This is a genomic window from Mycobacterium sp. NGS17 (assembly GCF_059813205.1).
This window is the reverse complement of the sequence record NZ_JCALED010000011.1, coordinates 72,102-86,948: the sequence shown is the minus strand read 5'-3', so window position 1 is coordinate 86,948 and position 14,847 is coordinate 72,102. Positions and strand designations below refer to the sequence as shown.

The 14,847-nt window shown below is 67.1% G+C and carries 13 protein-coding genes, 1 tRNA gene and 1 pseudogene; 7 read left to right on the top strand and 8 right to left on the bottom strand.

Annotation, left to right across the window (positions count from 1 at the left end):
- The first annotated feature begins 124 nt into the window (after positions 1–124).
- The gene (locus AC5Y7E_RS21495) at positions 125–1,669 is read left to right on the top strand and encodes an FAD-dependent monooxygenase (RefSeq protein WP_499950671.1); all 1,545 of its coding nucleotides are present in this window, start codon (positions 125–127) and stop codon (positions 1,667–1,669) included.
- A 72-nt stretch (positions 1,670–1,741) separates the two neighbouring features.
- Here AC5Y7E_RS21495 and AC5Y7E_RS21490 read toward each other — a convergent pair whose 3' ends face one another.
- The 7 genes from AC5Y7E_RS21490 to aceE form a co-directional block, all read right to left on the bottom strand.
- Positions 1,742–3,163, bottom strand: a complete 1,422-nt coding sequence (locus AC5Y7E_RS21490) for an acyl-CoA carboxylase subunit beta (protein WP_499915829.1) — start codon at positions 3,161–3,163, stop codon at positions 1,742–1,744.
- A gap of 33 nt (positions 3,164–3,196) precedes the next feature.
- A complete protein-coding gene (gene kasB / locus AC5Y7E_RS21485) occupies positions 3,197–4,456 on the bottom strand; it encodes a 3-oxoacyl-ACP synthase KasB (RefSeq protein WP_499950670.1) in 1,260 nt (419 codons plus the stop codon).
- 26 nt (positions 4,457–4,482) lie between these two features.
- Complete coding sequence (gene kasA / locus AC5Y7E_RS21480; RefSeq protein WP_499915833.1) at positions 4,483–5,733, bottom strand: 3-oxoacyl-ACP synthase KasA; 1,251 nt, start codon at positions 5,731–5,733, stop codon at positions 4,483–4,485.
- Positions 5,730–6,077 carry a meromycolate extension acyl carrier protein AcpM gene (gene acpM, locus AC5Y7E_RS21475; RefSeq protein WP_007770614.1) on the bottom strand — a complete coding sequence of 116 codons (348 nt, stop codon included), beginning with the start codon at positions 6,075–6,077 and terminating at the stop codon, positions 5,730–5,732. Before acpM ends, kasA begins: the two co-directional genes overlap by 4 nt.
- Before the next feature lie 87 nt (positions 6,078–6,164).
- Positions 6,165–7,073 carry an ACP S-malonyltransferase gene (locus tag AC5Y7E_RS21470; RefSeq protein ID WP_499915834.1) on the bottom strand — a complete coding sequence of 303 codons (909 nt, stop codon included), beginning with the start codon at positions 7,071–7,073 and terminating at the stop codon, positions 6,165–6,167.
- A gap of 143 nt (positions 7,074–7,216) precedes the next feature.
- On the bottom strand, positions 7,217–8,539 hold the full coding sequence (locus AC5Y7E_RS21465) for a PucR family transcriptional regulator (RefSeq protein WP_499950669.1): 1,323 nt from the start codon (positions 8,537–8,539) through the stop codon (positions 7,217–7,219).
- Between the two features lie 163 nt (positions 8,540–8,702).
- On the bottom strand, positions 8,703–11,492 hold the full coding sequence (gene aceE, locus AC5Y7E_RS21460) for a pyruvate dehydrogenase (acetyl-transferring), homodimeric type (RefSeq protein WP_499950668.1): 2,790 nt from the start codon (positions 11,490–11,492) through the stop codon (positions 8,703–8,705).
- 183 nt (positions 11,493–11,675) lie between these two features.
- Between aceE and AC5Y7E_RS21455 the strand changes: the two genes are divergently transcribed.
- The 4 genes from AC5Y7E_RS21455 (at position 11,676) to AC5Y7E_RS21440 (ending at position 13,359) form a co-directional block, all read left to right on the top strand.
- The gene (locus AC5Y7E_RS21455; protein WP_499915839.1) at positions 11,676–12,263 is read left to right on the top strand and encodes an Rv2240c family protein; all 588 of its coding nucleotides are present in this window, start codon (positions 11,676–11,678) and stop codon (positions 12,261–12,263) included.
- Between the two features lie 83 nt (positions 12,264–12,346).
- Positions 12,347–12,769: a DUF3052 domain-containing protein gene (locus tag AC5Y7E_RS21450; protein WP_499950667.1), complete on the top strand. Its 423-nt coding sequence runs from the start codon at positions 12,347–12,349 to the stop codon at positions 12,767–12,769.
- On the top strand, positions 12,769–13,230 hold the full coding sequence (locus AC5Y7E_RS21445; RefSeq protein ID WP_499950666.1) for a peroxiredoxin: 462 nt from the start codon (positions 12,769–12,771) through the stop codon (positions 13,228–13,230). The genes AC5Y7E_RS21450 and AC5Y7E_RS21445 overlap by 1 nt, the downstream gene beginning before the upstream one ends.
- 57 nt (positions 13,231–13,287) lie before the next feature.
- Positions 13,288–13,359 (top strand) — tRNA-Val (locus AC5Y7E_RS21440).
- A 43-nt stretch (positions 13,360–13,402) separates the two neighbouring features.
- Here the strand turns inward: AC5Y7E_RS21440 and AC5Y7E_RS21435 are convergent.
- Positions 13,403–13,843 carry a DUF732 domain-containing protein gene (locus AC5Y7E_RS21435; protein ID WP_499950665.1) on the bottom strand — a complete coding sequence of 147 codons (441 nt, stop codon included), beginning with the start codon at positions 13,841–13,843 and terminating at the stop codon, positions 13,403–13,405.
- A 25-nt stretch (positions 13,844–13,868) separates the two neighbouring features.
- On the opposite strand from AC5Y7E_RS21435, the pseudogene AC5Y7E_RS21430 reads away from it, so the two are divergent.
- Positions 13,869–14,390 (top strand): annotated as a pseudogene (locus tag AC5Y7E_RS21430) (peroxiredoxin); the annotation flags it as partial.
- Positions 14,391–14,396: 6 nt separating this feature from the next.
- A complete protein-coding gene (locus tag AC5Y7E_RS21425) occupies positions 14,397–14,834 on the top strand; it encodes a DUF742 domain-containing protein (protein WP_499950737.1) in 438 nt (145 codons plus the stop codon).
- Positions 14,835–14,847 lie beyond the last annotated feature (13 nt).

Sequence of the window (14,847 nt, the reverse complement as noted above, 5' to 3'; positions counted from 1 at the left end):
GATGGCGCAACGGCCTTTAGCTGGAATTTCTGGAAGCCGTCCGACACGCAGCAAACCGCGGCTATATGAGAGTCAATATCGAATGATAGTCTCTGTCAAAATACTGCCTTCGGAGGTGAATGCGATGACGAAGCGTGTCCCGGTTTTGATCGTCGGAGCCGGCATCGGCGGCCTCGCGACGTCGGCGCTGCTGGCCCAGCACGGCGTGCGCTCGCTCCTGGTCGAGAAGCGACGGGAATTGTTCCTCTACCCGAAGGCCCGCAACCTGAGTTTCCGCAGCTCGGAGATTCTGCGCGGCTTGGGGCTTGGCGACGAGGTGCGAGAAGTCGCCGAACACGTCTCGGCGCTGGTGCTCAAGCGCACGCTCAACAGCGCCGCGCAAGAGCCGGCGCTCGACGTCGACGCGATCTTCGCCGGCCTGGACGAGGTCAGCCCCGAGCCGGCGGCGCAGTATTGCCCGCAGAGCCGGCTCGAGCCGATCCTGCGCGACGCGACGAGACGGGGCGGCAGCGAAGTGCGCTATGGCACGGCACTGTCCTCGATCGAGATGGACGAAACCGGAGTCACCGCGGTGGTGCACGACGCGGAGTCGGGAGAGTCGGAGACCATCCGCGCCGACTATCTGGTGGCCGCCGACGGCGTGCACAGCCCCATCCGCGAATGGCTGGGCATCACCACATCCGGGTACGGCGCCCTGCCCATCTATGTCGTGTTCGTCTACTTCCGGGCGCCATGGCGGCACTTCATCCCGGAGTTGCACGACGGTGACGGCGTGCAGGTCAAAAACGACGACGTGGATGGCATATTCCTGGTCGCCGAGGGCGATCTCGGCATGTTCATCACCACCTACTTTCCCGGCGCAGGCGAGACGGCCGAACAGTTCACCCCGCAGCGCTGCCGCGAGGTGCTGACCAAGGCGATCGGCGAACCGATCGACATCGACATCATCGAGGTCGCGGCGTGGCAACCATACGAACGAGTGGCCGACCAATTCGATTGCGGGCGAGCATTTCTCGTCGGCGATTCGGCGCATACCATGCCGCCGTTCAAAGCCGGAGGTGCCAACACCGCCATCCAAAGCGCACACAACCTGGCGTGGAAACTCGCTGCCGTCCTGCGCGGCACCGCCGCGCCGGAGCTGTTGGCGACTTACCAGGCCGAGCGTCATCCGGTGGGCCGATTCGCCGCGCGTCAGTCGCTCACCGGGCCGTCGGCGGCGCTGCTGCGGGCGGGTGGCGATGCACCGCAATTGCCGGCCGACGAGGAGCGCTCGATGTTCGCCCTGCTCATCGGGTACCGGTACCGTTCGGCCGCGGTGGTGACAGCTGACGCGGACGGCGGCGGCCTGGTGGACGAATTGCGCGCCCAGCCCGGCACCCGGCTGCCGCACGTCTGGGTGCGCGAGGGAGTCTCGACACTCGATCTGCTGGGACCCCGATTCACCGTGCTGTCCGGGGACGAGCGCTGGTGTGCGGCAGCGACTTCGGCGTCGCTGGCCGCGCGCCGCTTCTACAGCGACGAGTGGGCGGCGGTCACCGGGCTGCCGCCGGAGGGCGCGCTGCTGATCCGACCGGACGACTTCGTCGGGTGGCGCGCCGAGGAACTCCCCGCCGATCCCGAAGGGGAACTGCGGCAAGCCCTTTCGGCGATCCTGGGCCGCGGGCGCTAGGGCGCGAGCAGACGCAAGAGCCCCGCGACACGCCGTGCGTCGGGGGCTTTTGCGTCTGCTCGCGAGAAAAAGTTACAGCGGGATGTTCTTGTGGCGACCGCGGCGGGCGGGCGCCTGGGCCAGCGCCTCGGTGAGCTTGCTGCGGGTGTGCGACGGGTCGATCTTCTCGTCGACGACGCCGATCTCGATGGCGCTGTCCACGCCGCCCGCGATCCGCTCGTGCTCGGCGGCCAGCTCGTCGTGCAGCGCTTCGCGCTCGTGGTCCGCCGCGGCGGCCAGCTTCTTCTTGTGCAGAATGCCGACGGCGGCCTTGGCGCCCATCACCGCGACCTCGGCGTCCGGCCACGCGTACACCTTGGTCGCGTTCAGCGACCGTGAGTTCATCGCGATGTAGGCCCCGCCGTAGGTCTTTCGGGTGACCAGAGTGACACGCGGAACCGTGCACTCGCCGAACGCATGCAACAGCTTGGCGCCGCGGCGCACCACGCCGCCCCACTCCTGGTCGACACCGGGCAGGTAGCCGGGCACGTCGACGACCACGACCAGCGGAATGCCGAAGGCGTCGCAGAGTCGCACGAAACGCGCCGCCTTCTCGGCACTTTCGGAGTTCAGGCAACCGCCCAACCGCAGCGGGTTGTTGGCCAGCACGCCGACCGTGCGGCCGGACAGCCGGCCCAGGCCGATCACCATCGACGGCGCCCAGTTGGCCTGGAACTCGTCGAACGGCGTCTCGGCGTCGAGGATCGCGGCCACGATCGGGCGCACGTCGTAGGCGCGCCGCGACGACTCGGGCAACAGCGCGTGGATGTCGGTGTCACCGGCCTCGGCCTTGTCCCGGTCGAAATGCCCTTGCTGGCAGAACAACCCGACCAATCGGCGACCGCGCTCGTAGGCGTCGAGCTCGTCGTCGGCGACGATGTGGCACACCCCGGACTTCTTGTGGTGGGTTTCCGGGCCGCCGAGCGAGCACATGTCCACGTCCTCGCCGGTGACGCTGCGCACCACGTCGGGCCCGGTGACGAACACCCGGCTTTCCGGGGCCATCACGATGACGTCGGTCAGGGCCGGCCCGTAGGCGGCGCCGCCGGCGGCGAAGCCGACGACCACCGAGATCTGCGGGATGTAGCCGGACGCCCGGATCATCGCCTCGAAGACCAGGCCGACCGCGTGGAGTGCCTTGACACCCTCGGCCAGCCGGGCACCGCCGGAGTGCCAGATGCCCACGATCGGGCTCTGCTCCTCGATGGCGGTGTCGTAGGCGTTGACGATGTGCGTGCACCCCTCGATGCCCATCGCGCCGCCCATGACGGTGCCGTCGGTGCAGAACGCGATGGTGCGCACGCCGTTCACGGTTCCCGCGGCGGCAAGCACGCCGGAACGATCGCGCTCGTGCAGCAGCTCGACGGAGTCATCGTCGAAGAAATTGCTCAAGCGCAACAGCGGGTCGCGAGGGTCGAGCGACTCGCCAACCGTCTCGGGGGCCGTGATTGTCATCGCAGGTCTCCTGATATTCGGTGTTGCTCGGGTTTAGTACCGCCCGAAGGCGATGGCCACGTTGTGTCCGCCGAACCCGAACGAGTTGTTGATCGCGTACTCGTAGTTGCCCGGCCGTGGTTTGCCGGCCACGACGTCGAGGTCGATTTCGGGGTCGAGGTTTTCCAGGTTGAGCGTGGGCGGGACCACCTGGTCGCGCAGCGCGAGCACGGTCAGGATGGATTCCACGGCTCCGACCGCGCCCACCGAGTGGCCCAGCGCGGCTTTGGGGGCATAGACGGCCGCGTTGCCGCCGTGAGCGCCCAGCGCGTTGTTGATGGCCTTGCTCTCGGCGACGTCACCGACGGAGGTGCCGGTGGCGTGGGCGTTGACGTGGTGAATATCGCTGGGGGACAGGCCCGCGAGCTGGATGGCCCGGCTCATGGCGTGCCCGGCGCGTTCGCCGTTGGGGTCCGGCGCCACCATGTGGTAGCCGTCGGAGGTGATGCTGGCGCCCATGATGCGGGCCAAGATGTTGGCGCCGCGGGCTTTGGCGTGTTCCTCGGTCTCGATGACCATCAGCGCGCCGGCCTCGCCGAACACGAAGCCGGTGCGGTCGCGGTCGAACGGGCGACACGCGCCGGCCGGGTCGTCGTTCTTGGTCGACATCACGATGCGCATCTGGGCGAACGCCGCAATGGGCACCGCTTCGATACGCGTTTCCACACCGCCGCAGATCGCGATGTCGGCCTCGCCGAACACGATGTTGCGCCACGCCTGCGCCACGCCCTCAGAACCCGACGCGCACGCCGACACCGGCGTGATCACCCCGGCCTTGGCCTGGCGCTCGAGTCCCACCGCCGCCGAGGCGCCGTTGGGCATGTACTTCTGAACGCCCAGCGGAGAAACGGCCTTCATGCCACGAGCGCGCATGTCGTCGTAGCTGAAGACCATCTCCTCCGACGAACCCAAACCGGTTCCGATCGACACCATCAGGCGATTGCTGTCGACCTCGGGGGAGCCGGCGTTCTCCCAGACCCGGCGGCCCAGAATGGTGGACATCCGCTGCAGGTAGCCCGTCCGGCGCAACTCGATACGGGTCATTTGGCTGTCGAATTCCTCCAGCAAATGCCCGCCGATGCGCACCGGCAGGTCGAACTCCTCGACGAACGGATCCTCGAGTTTGCGGATACCACTTTGGCTGTCCAACAACAGCTTCCAGGTGTTCTCGGCATCAGTAGCCAACGCGGTCGTCATGGCGACGCCAGTGACGACCACGTTCGGGAGCGTTTTCCCGGTAACCAGCTCTGTCATGGGTCTTGCGAACGTTCCTTCCGTGCTCAGTAACGCCCGAAGGCGAGTGCCACGTTGTGGCCACCGAACCCGAATGAGTTGTTGATCGCGTAACGGAAATCGCCGTAGCGGGGTTCGCCCGCGACAACGTCCAAATCGATCTCGGGATCGGGTGTTTCGTAGTTGAGTGTTGGCGGTATCACGCCGTCCCGAAGGCTCAATACCGTGAGAACAGACTCCAGAGCTCCGACCGCACCAATGGAGTGCCCCAGAGCCGACTTCGGTGCGTACACCGCCGCTTCCTGGCAACCGGCGACCCGAATGGCGTTGGCCTCGGCCGTGTCGCCGATCGGCGTCGCGGTGCCGTGCGCGTTGACGTGGTCAATGTCCGCCGGCGACAAACCCGCCAGCTCGAGCGACCTCGTCATCGCCCGGCCGGCACGGACGCCGTCCGCCGCGGGCGCCACCATGTGGAAGGCGTCCGAGGTGATGCCGGCACCCAGCAACCGGGCCAGCGGCTTGGCGCCCCGGGCCTTGGCGTGCTCTTCGGTCTCGATGATCATCATCGCCCCGGCTTCACCGAACACGAAGCCGTCGCGGTCCTTGTCGAACGGCCGCGATGCGCGCTCGGGCTCATCGTTGCGCGTCGACATGGCCCGCATCATCGAGAACGCCGCGATCGGCAGCGCTTCGATGGGACCCTCGACACCGCCGCAGACGGCGAAGTCGGCGTCGCCCATGACGATCTGACGCCACGCGTGCGCGATCGCCTCCGAGCCCGACGAGCAGGCCGAGACCGGGGTGATGACGCCGGCGCGAGCGCCGAGCTGCAGGCCCACCACCGCCGCGGCGCCGTTGGGCATGATCATCTGAACCGCGAGCGGCGACACCTTGCGGGGGCCACCCTCGTTCATCAGGTCGTAGCTCTCCACGATCCGTTCGGCGCCGCCGAGCCCGGTGCCGACCACGACCGAGAACCGGTCGGGGTCGACCTCCGGACTACCGGCGCTCTCCCACAACTGACCGCTGAGCAGTTTGGCCAACCGCTGTACGTAGGACATGCGGCGCAAGTCGAGCCTGCTCATGTGTTCGTCGATGGGCTCCTTGAGGTGTCCACCGATCTTGACGGGCAGGTCCCACTTGGTGATGAACTCGTCTTCGAGGACGTGGATGCCGCTCTCGCCGGCCAACAAACCCTTCCACGTGCTCTCGATGTCCGGCGCGATCGATGTCGTCGCCGAGACGGCGGTTACCACAACGCTGGGGTAACCGCCATTAGCAGTGGAAGGCTTGCTCACTTGCTGTCCGCTTCCAGCCTCGACTTGACGTTCGCGACCGCCTCGGGGTTCTCGGTCTCCAGCTTGGCGCGCAGCGCCTCGGCAGCCTCGGGGTTCTCTTCCTCGAGCTTCTGGATGTAGGAGACGACGTCACCGACGGTGCGAAGACCGGCGAGGTCCTCGTCGGGGATCTTGACGCCGTACTTGTCCTCGGTCTGAACGGCGATCTCGACCATCGACAGCGAGTCGATGTCCAGGTCGTCGACGAAGGACTTCTCCGGGGTGACCTCGGAGGGCTCGATACCGGTTACCTCTTCGATGATCTCGGCGATACCGGCGATGATTTCTTCCTGGCTGACGGCCACAGCGTGCTTCCCTTCGTAATGTGTTGTGTGTTAGTCGAATTGACGTGCTATGCGGTTGTACTGGTTGTGCAACTGGTCGAGCTGGCTTTAGAGCTCGGCCAATGCGTCCAGGTCTGCGGGAGACTTGACGGCACGAGCCGTGATCCCCCGAAGTTCTCGTTTGGCGATGCCGGTGAGCGTGCCCGCGGGCGGGAACTCCACGGCCGCAGTGACTTCCAGGTCACGCAGCGTCGCGGTGCACAGGTCCCAGCGCACCGGCTGGGTCAGCTGGGCGACCAGCGCCTCCATCGCCGCGGCCGCCGACGCGACGGGCTTGCCGTCGCGGTTCGACAGCAGCGTGGCGGTTGGCTCGGACGTCTGGACGGCGGCCGCCGCGGCGGCGTAGCCGTCGAGCGCCGACGCCATGTACTTGGTGTGGAACGCTCCGGCCACACCCAGGGCGCGCACCCGGGCCTTCTCCGGCGGGTCCTCGGCCAGCTTCTCCAGCGCGGACAGCGAGCCGGCGGCGACGATCTGGCCCGCGGCGTTGCGGTTGGCGGGAAACAGGTCGAGCTGCTCGAGCCGGGCAAGAACCTCGCCCTCGTCCCCGCCGAGCACCGCCGACATGCCGGTGGGCTCGACGGCGCAAGCCTTGGCCATCTCGGCGCCACGGGTGGCGGCCAGCGCGACGGCGTCGTCGGCGGCGATCACGCCGGCGATCGCGTATGCGGCGATCTCGCCGACCGAGTGGCCGGCGACGACCAATTCCGCATCCGACAGCAGGCCACGCTTGGTCAGCTCCTGATGGGCCAGCAGCGTGGCGGCGACGACCAGTGGCTGGGTGACCGCAGTGTCGGTGATTTCTTCGGTCGATGCAGTGGTGCCCAGGCGCACGAGGTCGAGGCCACTGGCCTTGGACCACAGCGCCAACTGGTCAGCAGCGCCGGCGAGTTCGAGCCACGGCGACAGCATCCCCTCGGTCTGCGAACCCTGTCCGGGCGCAAGCAATGCAATCACGTGTTTAAGAGAACACTGTGGAAACGGTTTTGGCGGGTGTATCAGATTATGAACCTCGTCTTAGGTTTTTGTGAACTCCCTACAAAACAGCTCCTTAAGCTACAGGTTTGATATCGCGCCGCGATCTGTTGCCTGGGTCACTGTCACCCGGATTGGCGCGCGGCGACCCCTCTGACCGGCAGCGGAACCGCCGGCATGGCGTTGTTGTCGGCGCTTGACGGATTGATGGGGTAGTTGAGCTGGCCGACCGTCGCCGCCACTCGCAGCACATATGCGTCTCGCGGCTGCATGGGATCGCGGCCGGTGAAGTCGGTGATCCGCTTGAGTCGGTAGCGCACGGTGTTTGGATGAACGAACAACTTTCTGGCACAGGCCTCAATCGCGCCGCCACAATCTAAGTAAGCGTCAAGCGTCTCGATCAGCGTGGGACCCGCGTCGGCCAGCGGGCCCATCACGTCGGTATGCAGGGCCACGATCGCCGACGCGTCGCCCATCAGGGCCCGTTCGGGCAGCAGCTCGCGGGCCGGCACCGGCCGCGGCGCACCGCGCCAGCCACCCACGGCGTTCATGCCGGAGATCGCCTCGCTGGCGCTGTGGTAGGCCGCCGTCAGCATCGGCGCGGTGGGTCCGACGACCACGGGACCGTCGGCGAAGGCCGCCAGCAAATCGCCGAGGAATTTGTCGGTTGGTGACAGTTGGCCGGACACGATCGCCACCAGCCAGGTGCCGTGCACGTCGGTGAGGGCCGCGCGCCCGTGCTGCGCCGCGATATCGCGGACGTGCTGACTCGCGCGCTCGCTGTCGTCCGGGCCGGTCGATCCGTCGCGGCCGGGGGCCGGGGTGCCGACGACGACCGTCGCCGGGGCGGTGGTGTCCCAGTTCAGCGCCGCGGCGCGGGACAGCAGCTCGGGGCCGGTGTCGCCGCGGACCACCGCGTCGACGACGCTGGCTTCCATCCGGCTGTCCCAAGTGCCGCGTGCTTCGGCCGCGTTCGCGTAGGCGGTGGCGGCGGTGAACGCCAGGTCGCGGCTGTATTTGAGGATGCCCACGGTCAGCGCGGTCAGCTGCTCTTCGGAGCGGGCCAGCAGCGGGACCACTTCCTCGAAGAAGTCCATGGTCACGCGCGCCATGTCGACGCTGTGGCGCAGCGCGATGCGGCGGGCGAGGTCTTGGGGTACCAGTTCGAACGCCTGCGCGGTGTGGCTGACGTTGCTGTGCGGGTCCTGCATCCACTCCGCGAAGTTGTTGATGGCCGTCTGCACGACCAGCGCCATGCTGGCGCGCTGCGAGGCTTCCAGGTCGGCGAAGAACGGCAACCGGTCGCCCATCACCGAGACCGCTTCGGTGGCCAGCCGGCCGGAGTACTGCTTCAGCCGGCGCAGGACGGAGTCCGGCACGGTATCCAGCAGCTCCAGTGGCGATCGCGGCTGCTTGGCGAACGGACCGGCGAAGGGGTTGTCATTCACCCCTAAAACCTACGCGCCATTTCTGGAAGTTTCCCCCAAAGCCGGCGCGTGTTGTTCGCGGCGTTGGGGGCGGACGTCGAGCGTGAAGTTATCTTCACGCTCGGTGCCCAGCGTGAAGATAACTTCACGCTGGGCGGGCGGGTGGCCGGAGCCGTGCCGCCCGTCAGGCCACCCCGGGGTCCGACGTCTGCTCGGGGGCGGCCTGTACGTCGTCGATCTGGTACTGGCGGGCCGCGGCGATCGGCACCGAGGGGTCGATCTCACCGTCGCGCGCCAGCGCCTCCAGCACCGCGACCACCTGCGATTCGGCGTCGGTGTTGAAATACCGCCGCGCCGCCGGCCGGGTGTCCGAGAAGCCGAACCCGTCGGTGCCCAGGGTCACGTAGGTGCCTGGGACCCAGGGCCGGATCTGCTCGGGAACGGCACGCATCCAATCCGACACCGCGACAATCGGCCCGCTCGCGTTCTCGAGGGCCTCGGTGACGTACGGGACGCCGGCCGGCCGGTCCGGATGGCGCAGCCTCGCCCTGTCGACGGCCACACCGTCGCGGTTCAGCTCGCCCCAGCTGGTCACCGACCACACGTCGGCGGCGACGTCCCACTCCGCGGCGAGCATGTCGGCGGCATTGAGCGCCGACGGCATTGCCACCCCGGACGCCAGGATCTGCGCCTTATTGGTCCGCTGCTCGGTGGCGACGCGGTAACGGTAGAGGCCGCGCAGCACGCCCTCGGGGTCGAAGTTCTCGGGCTCGGGCGGCTGCACGTACGGCTCGTTGTAGACGGTGATGTAGAAGAACACGTCTTCGGGGTTCTCCCCGAACATTCGCGCCAGGCCGCTCTCCACGATGTAGGCGATCTCGTAGGCGAAGGCCGGATCGTAGGCGACCACGGCGGGGTTGGTGCTGGCGAGCAGCAGCGAGTGGCCGTCGGCGTGCTGCAGGCCCTCGCCCGTCAGCGTGGTGCGCCCCGCGGTGGCCCCGAGCAAGAACCCGCGTGTCATCTGGTCGGCGGCGGCCCACAGGCCGTCGCCGGTGCGCTGGAAGCCGAACATCGAATAGAAGATGTAGATCGGGATCATCGGCTCGTTGTGCGTCGCATACGACGTGCCGGCCGCGATGAACGACCCCACCGACCCGGCCTCGTTGATGCCCTCGTGCAGGATGTGGCCGCCTTCGCTTTCCTTGTAGGCCAGCATCAGCTCGGCGTCCACTGCGGTGTACAGCTGGCCGTTGCGGTTGTAGATCTTCAGCGACGGGAACCAGGAGTCCATCCCGAAGGTGCGCGCCTCGTCGGGGATGATCGGCACGATACGCGGGCCAACTTCTTTGTCCCGCAACACTTCCTTGAAGGTCCGCACCGTCGCCATGGTGGTCGCGACCTCCTGGTTTCCCGACCCCTTTTTCAGCGCGGCGTAGGTTTCGCGGCCCGGCAGCCGCAGCGCCTTCGCCTTGGTCCGCCGCTCGGGCAAAAAGCCCCCGAGGGTGCGCCGGCGGTCGACCATGTAGCGGATCTCCTCGGCGTCGGAGCCGGGGTGATAGTAGGGCGGCAGGTAGGGATCCTCTTCCAGCTGGGCGTCGCTGATCGGGATCCGGATCGCATCGCGGAAGTCCTTAAGGTCTTGCAGCGCAAGCTTTTTCATCTGGTGGGTGGCGTTGCGGCCCTGGAAATGTGCGCCCAGCGAATAGCCCTTGATGGTCTTGGCCAGGATGACCGTGGGCTGGCCCTTGTGGTCGACGGCGGCGCGGTAGGCGGCGTAGACCTTGCGGTAGTCGTGGCCGCCGCGCTTGAGGTTCCAGATCTCGGAATCGCTCATGTGCTCCACGAGCGCCTTGGTGCGCGGGTCGCGGCCGAAGAAGTGATCGCGCACGTACGCACCGTCATTGGCCTTGTACGTCTGGTAGTCGCCGTCCGGGGTGGTGTTCATGAGATTGACCAGCGCGCCGTCGCGGTCGGCATGCAGCAGGGCGTCCCACTCGCGGCCCCAGACCACCTTGATGACGTTCCAGCCGGCGCCACGGAAAAACGACTCCAGCTCCTGAATGATCTTGCCGTTGCCGCGCACCGGGCCGTCGAGGCGCTGCAGGTTGCAGTTGATCACGAACGTCAGGTTGTCCAAGCCCTCCAGCGCGCCCACGTGCGCCAGACCCCGGCTCTCCGGCTCGTCCATCTCGCCGTCGCCCAGGAAGCACCACACGTGCTGGTCGGACGTGTCCTTGATGCCGCGGTCGTGCAGGTAGTGGTTGAACCGCGCCTGGTAGATCGCGTTGAGCGGGCCGAGCCCCATCGAGACCGTGGGGAACTCCCAGAAGTCGGGCATCAACCGCGGGTGCGGGTACGACGGCAGCCCGCCGCCGGCGTGGCTGTGCTCCTGCCGGAAGCCGTCCATCCGGTCGGCGGTCAACCGGCCTTCCAGGAACGCGCGGGCATAGATGCCCGGGGACGCGTGGCCCTGGATGAACACCTGGTCGCCCCCTCCGGGGTGCGATTTACCGCGGAAGAAGTGGTTGAATCCGACCTCGTACAGCGCCGCCGACGAGGCGTAAGTCGAAATGTGGCCGCCCACACCGACTCCCGGGCGCTGGGCGCGGTGCACCATGATCGCCGCGTTCCACCGGATCCACGCGCGATAGCGCCGCTCCACGTCCTCGTCGCCGGGGAACCACGGCTCGAGTTCGGTCGGAATGGTGTTGACGTAGTCGGTGGAAGTCAGCGACGGGACCGCGACGCGCTGCTCGCCGGCCCGTTCCAGCAATCGCAGCATCAGATAACGCGCCCGCGACGGGCCGGAGCGCTCCAGCAGCTCATCGAAGGACTCCAGCCACTCCGACGTCTCTTCGGGATCGATGTCGGGCAGGTAGGAGGCCACCCCCTCGCGGATCACCCGAACGCGGTCGGGTTCGGTTGCGCTGTGGGGGTTTGTGGCCAGATCGTGGCGCACGAACTCAGTTGTCAACGCACTACTCCTGTTGTTGGCGGAATGTGTGCCGTAACGGGCGGGTCGCACCCTGCCACCATCGTGCCGCACCCGTGTCTCGCGCGGATAGCCGACGTCGGCTCGCCGGCGAAGCGTGGCGCGGCGAACACGAACTCGGCGGGTATGGGGCAGTCGGGCAACCCACCCGGTAACGTCAGCCGTGTGCTCATCCGGTGGGGTGCAGTCCCTCAGACGCAGGTGAAGGCTTTGCCCCAGCGCGGGGCCTTGGCGCTGGGATGTGTGGCCGTGGCACTGATGGGCATCGTCGGGTGCACCTCCGTCACCAACGGCACGGCCACGCCCGACACCAAGGTGGCGCCGGCCTACCGGCAGTCGGTGTCCGCGTCGGTGTCGGCCTCGTCGGTGACCTCGAGCGTGCGGGAGTCACAGCGGCAGCAATCGTTGACCACCAAGGCGGTGCGCACCGCCTGCGCCACGCTGATCACCACCAGCAAGAACGCGATCGACAAGACCAACGAGTTCGTGAAGGCGTTCAACGCCGGCCGCGGTACCGGCCCGACCGAAGGCCCGGCCATCGACGCCCTCAACGACAGCGCCACCACGGTGGGCAACAGCTTCAGCGATGCGATGTCGCAGCAGATAAAGGACGCCTTCAACGCCTACATCGACGCCGCGCGGGCGGTGGCCAACGCCATCGGCACGCACGCGGGAACCGGCGAATTCAACAAACGGGTCGACCAGCTCAACGACACGAAGAAGAACGCGGTGAAACTGTGTCTGGCAACGTGATGATGCGGAAGTATGGACCGGGTTCTGGCTGTGCGACGATAATCCTCAATCGCATCGCGTGCGGACATTAAGGAGGCTCCACGGTGGTCGCGGCGGATCACGCCCCGAGCTACGCTCGCAAATTGGGCATCCAACCCGACCAAGTTGTCCAGGAGTGGGGCTGGGATGAAGACACCGATGACGACATCCGCGCCGCGGTCGAGGAGGCCTGCGGCAGCGACTTGCTCGACGAAGACACCGACGAGGTAGTCGACGTCGTTCTGCTGTGGTGGCGAGACGGTGACGGCGACCTGGTGGACACCCTGATGGATGCGATCGGCCCGCTGGCCGAAGACGGCGTGATCTGGGTGCTGACGCCCAAAACCGGCAAGCCCGGGCATGTGTTGCCGGCCGAAATCGCGGAGGCCGCGCCCACCGCCGGTTTGATGCCGACCTCGTCGGTCAACCTGGGGGACTGGAGCGCCAGCCGGCTGGTGCAGCCCAAATCCCGTGCCGGGAAGCGTTGATGCTGCCCGTCGGCACAGCCGCCCCGGATTTCACCTTGCGCGACCAGAATCAACAACGCGTCACGCTGAGCTCCTATCGGGACGCCAAGAACGTGCTGCTGGTCTTCTTCCCGCTGGCATTCACCGGGATCTGCCAGGGCGAGCTGGACCTGTTGCGCGACCACCTGCCCGATTTCGAAAACGACGACAGCGCGCCCCTGGCGATCTCGGTGGGACCTCCGCCGACCCACCGGGTCTGGTCGCTGGACAGCGGTTTCACCTTCCCGGTGTTGTCGGACTTCTGGCCCCATGGCGCGGTCAGCCAGAGCTATGGCGTGTTCAACGAGGACGCCGGTTACTCCAACCGCGGGACGTTCGTCGTCGATCGGTCCGGGATCATCCGCTTCGCCGAGATGAAACAGCCTGGCGAGTCCCGCGATCAGCGGCTCTGGACCGATGCCCTGGCCGCACTGCGGGGCTGAGCGGGGCTGGAAATTTTGGGAACTTGGCCTTCGGACGGGTAGCCTGCCCGGGGCAACGGGCGCGTAGCTCAGTGGTAGAGCTCTGGTTTTACACACCAGCGGTCGGCGGTTCGATACCGTCCGCGCCCACCGACATTTGCGCGCGACGGCGCGACCGCGCCGAATCGCTCGCTTACGAGCTGGCGGCCGTCGTCGTGGTGGTCGACGAAATAGCGTCCGGACAGTAGGCGCTGGCCGCGATCGCGGTGAATTTCTCCGCTTTCTCTTCGGTCAGTGCGGCCGCCTTCGACGTCATCGCCTTGGCGATATCCGCCATCGCCGTGCCGCCCCCAGCCGCCGAGCACACATAGTGGGCGGCCTGGATGACCTGCGCCGGATCGTTATAGGTGAAGCCGGCCGAATTGAGCGACGCGAGGAACGCGTCGTCGGTGTCATCGGCGTGCGCGGGCACCGCCAAGCCAATGACGGCCGCCACGCCGGAAATCATCAGAACGAGCTTCATAAATTCGAAATCGTCCCAGATGCGCTGGGCGGTTCGCGGCCCACGAAACAATTTGTAACAATCGGCAACCTCCGGTTGACAGACCGAATTATCCGAGTGTGCTTCGCGCAAAGCGCCCCGGCGTTAGTCTTTGCCGATGATCGCGGGCGAGAAGGCGCCTGACTTCACTTTGTTTGATCACACCGGTCGGCCCCGGGCGCTGTCCGCGCTCCTTGCCGAAGGACCGGTTGTGCTGTTCTTCTTCCCACTCGCATCCTCACCGATCTGTACGGCCCAGGCCTGTCATTTTCGGGACCTCAGCAACGAATTCGTGACGGTGGGCGCCCAGCGGGTGGGCATCAGCACCGACACCGTCGACAGGCAGGCCCATTTCGCGCAACAGCGCTCGTTCGACTATCCGCTGCTCTCCGACGCGGACGGCGTGGTGTCCGAGCTGTTCGGGGTGCGCCGAGGCAGGTTCGCCAAGCTGCGTAGATCCGTCGCCGCGCGTGACGAGGCCCGGCGCGGCCGACACACCCGGCGCCGTGGCCTGCTGGCCCGGCTGCTCCCGGTCAGACGGACCACATTCGTGATCGACACCGATCGGACCGTGCTCAAGGTGGTCTCCAGCGAGCTGCGCGCATCGGTGCATGCCGACCAGACCTTGTGGTTCCTGCAGCACCACATGGGTGCCCATAGTTCGCCGCATGCCGGGGGGAAACATTCCGACGCGCCTCGGCAGTCGGGGGACGAAGCCACGGAATCAGAGACCGCGAATGAGCCGAGCCTGGTCCGGCCGTACGCGCTGACGGGAGGCCGCACCGACGCCGGCGTCGAACTGGCGCTCGAGGCTCCGGTCGAAGCGCTCGACACCACAGCGAAGCCGCCGCGCTGGCCGAGAAACGATGTGCGGGGCCAGATCCTGACCTATTGCGTGCAGAGCCCCTCGGTCGCAGAGATCGCCGCTCGGCTGTCCCTGCCGCTCGGTGCGACGCGGTTCCTGGTCGGCGAACTGGTGACACAGGGCTATCTGAGGGTGCACGCACCGCTCGGTGACTCGATGACGATCGACGAACGACGTGAACTGATCGGCCGGACCCTCAGCGGCCTGCGAGCGCTCTGACGGCGCCGGGGTG

Excerpts from the sequence above, each read along its gene's own strand:
- AC5Y7E_RS21495 (WP_499950671.1), top strand. The coding sequence starts at position 125 with ATGACGAAGCGTGTCCCGGTTTTGATCGTCGGAGCCGGCATCGGCGGC.
- AC5Y7E_RS21490 (WP_499915829.1), bottom strand. The coding sequence starts at position 3,163 with ATGACAATCACGGCCCCCGAGACGGTTGGCGAGTCGCTCGACCCTCGC.
- kasB (WP_499950670.1), bottom strand. The coding sequence starts at position 4,456 with ATGACAGAGCTGGTTACCGGGAAAACGCTCCCGAACGTGGTCGTCACT.
- AC5Y7E_RS21445 (WP_499950666.1), top strand. The coding sequence starts at position 12,769 with ATGCTGCCCGTCGGCACAGCCGCCCCGGATTTCACCTTGCGCGACCAG.
- AC5Y7E_RS21425 (WP_499950737.1), top strand. The coding sequence starts at position 14,397 with ATGGGTGCCCATAGTTCGCCGCATGCCGGGGGGAAACATTCCGACGCG.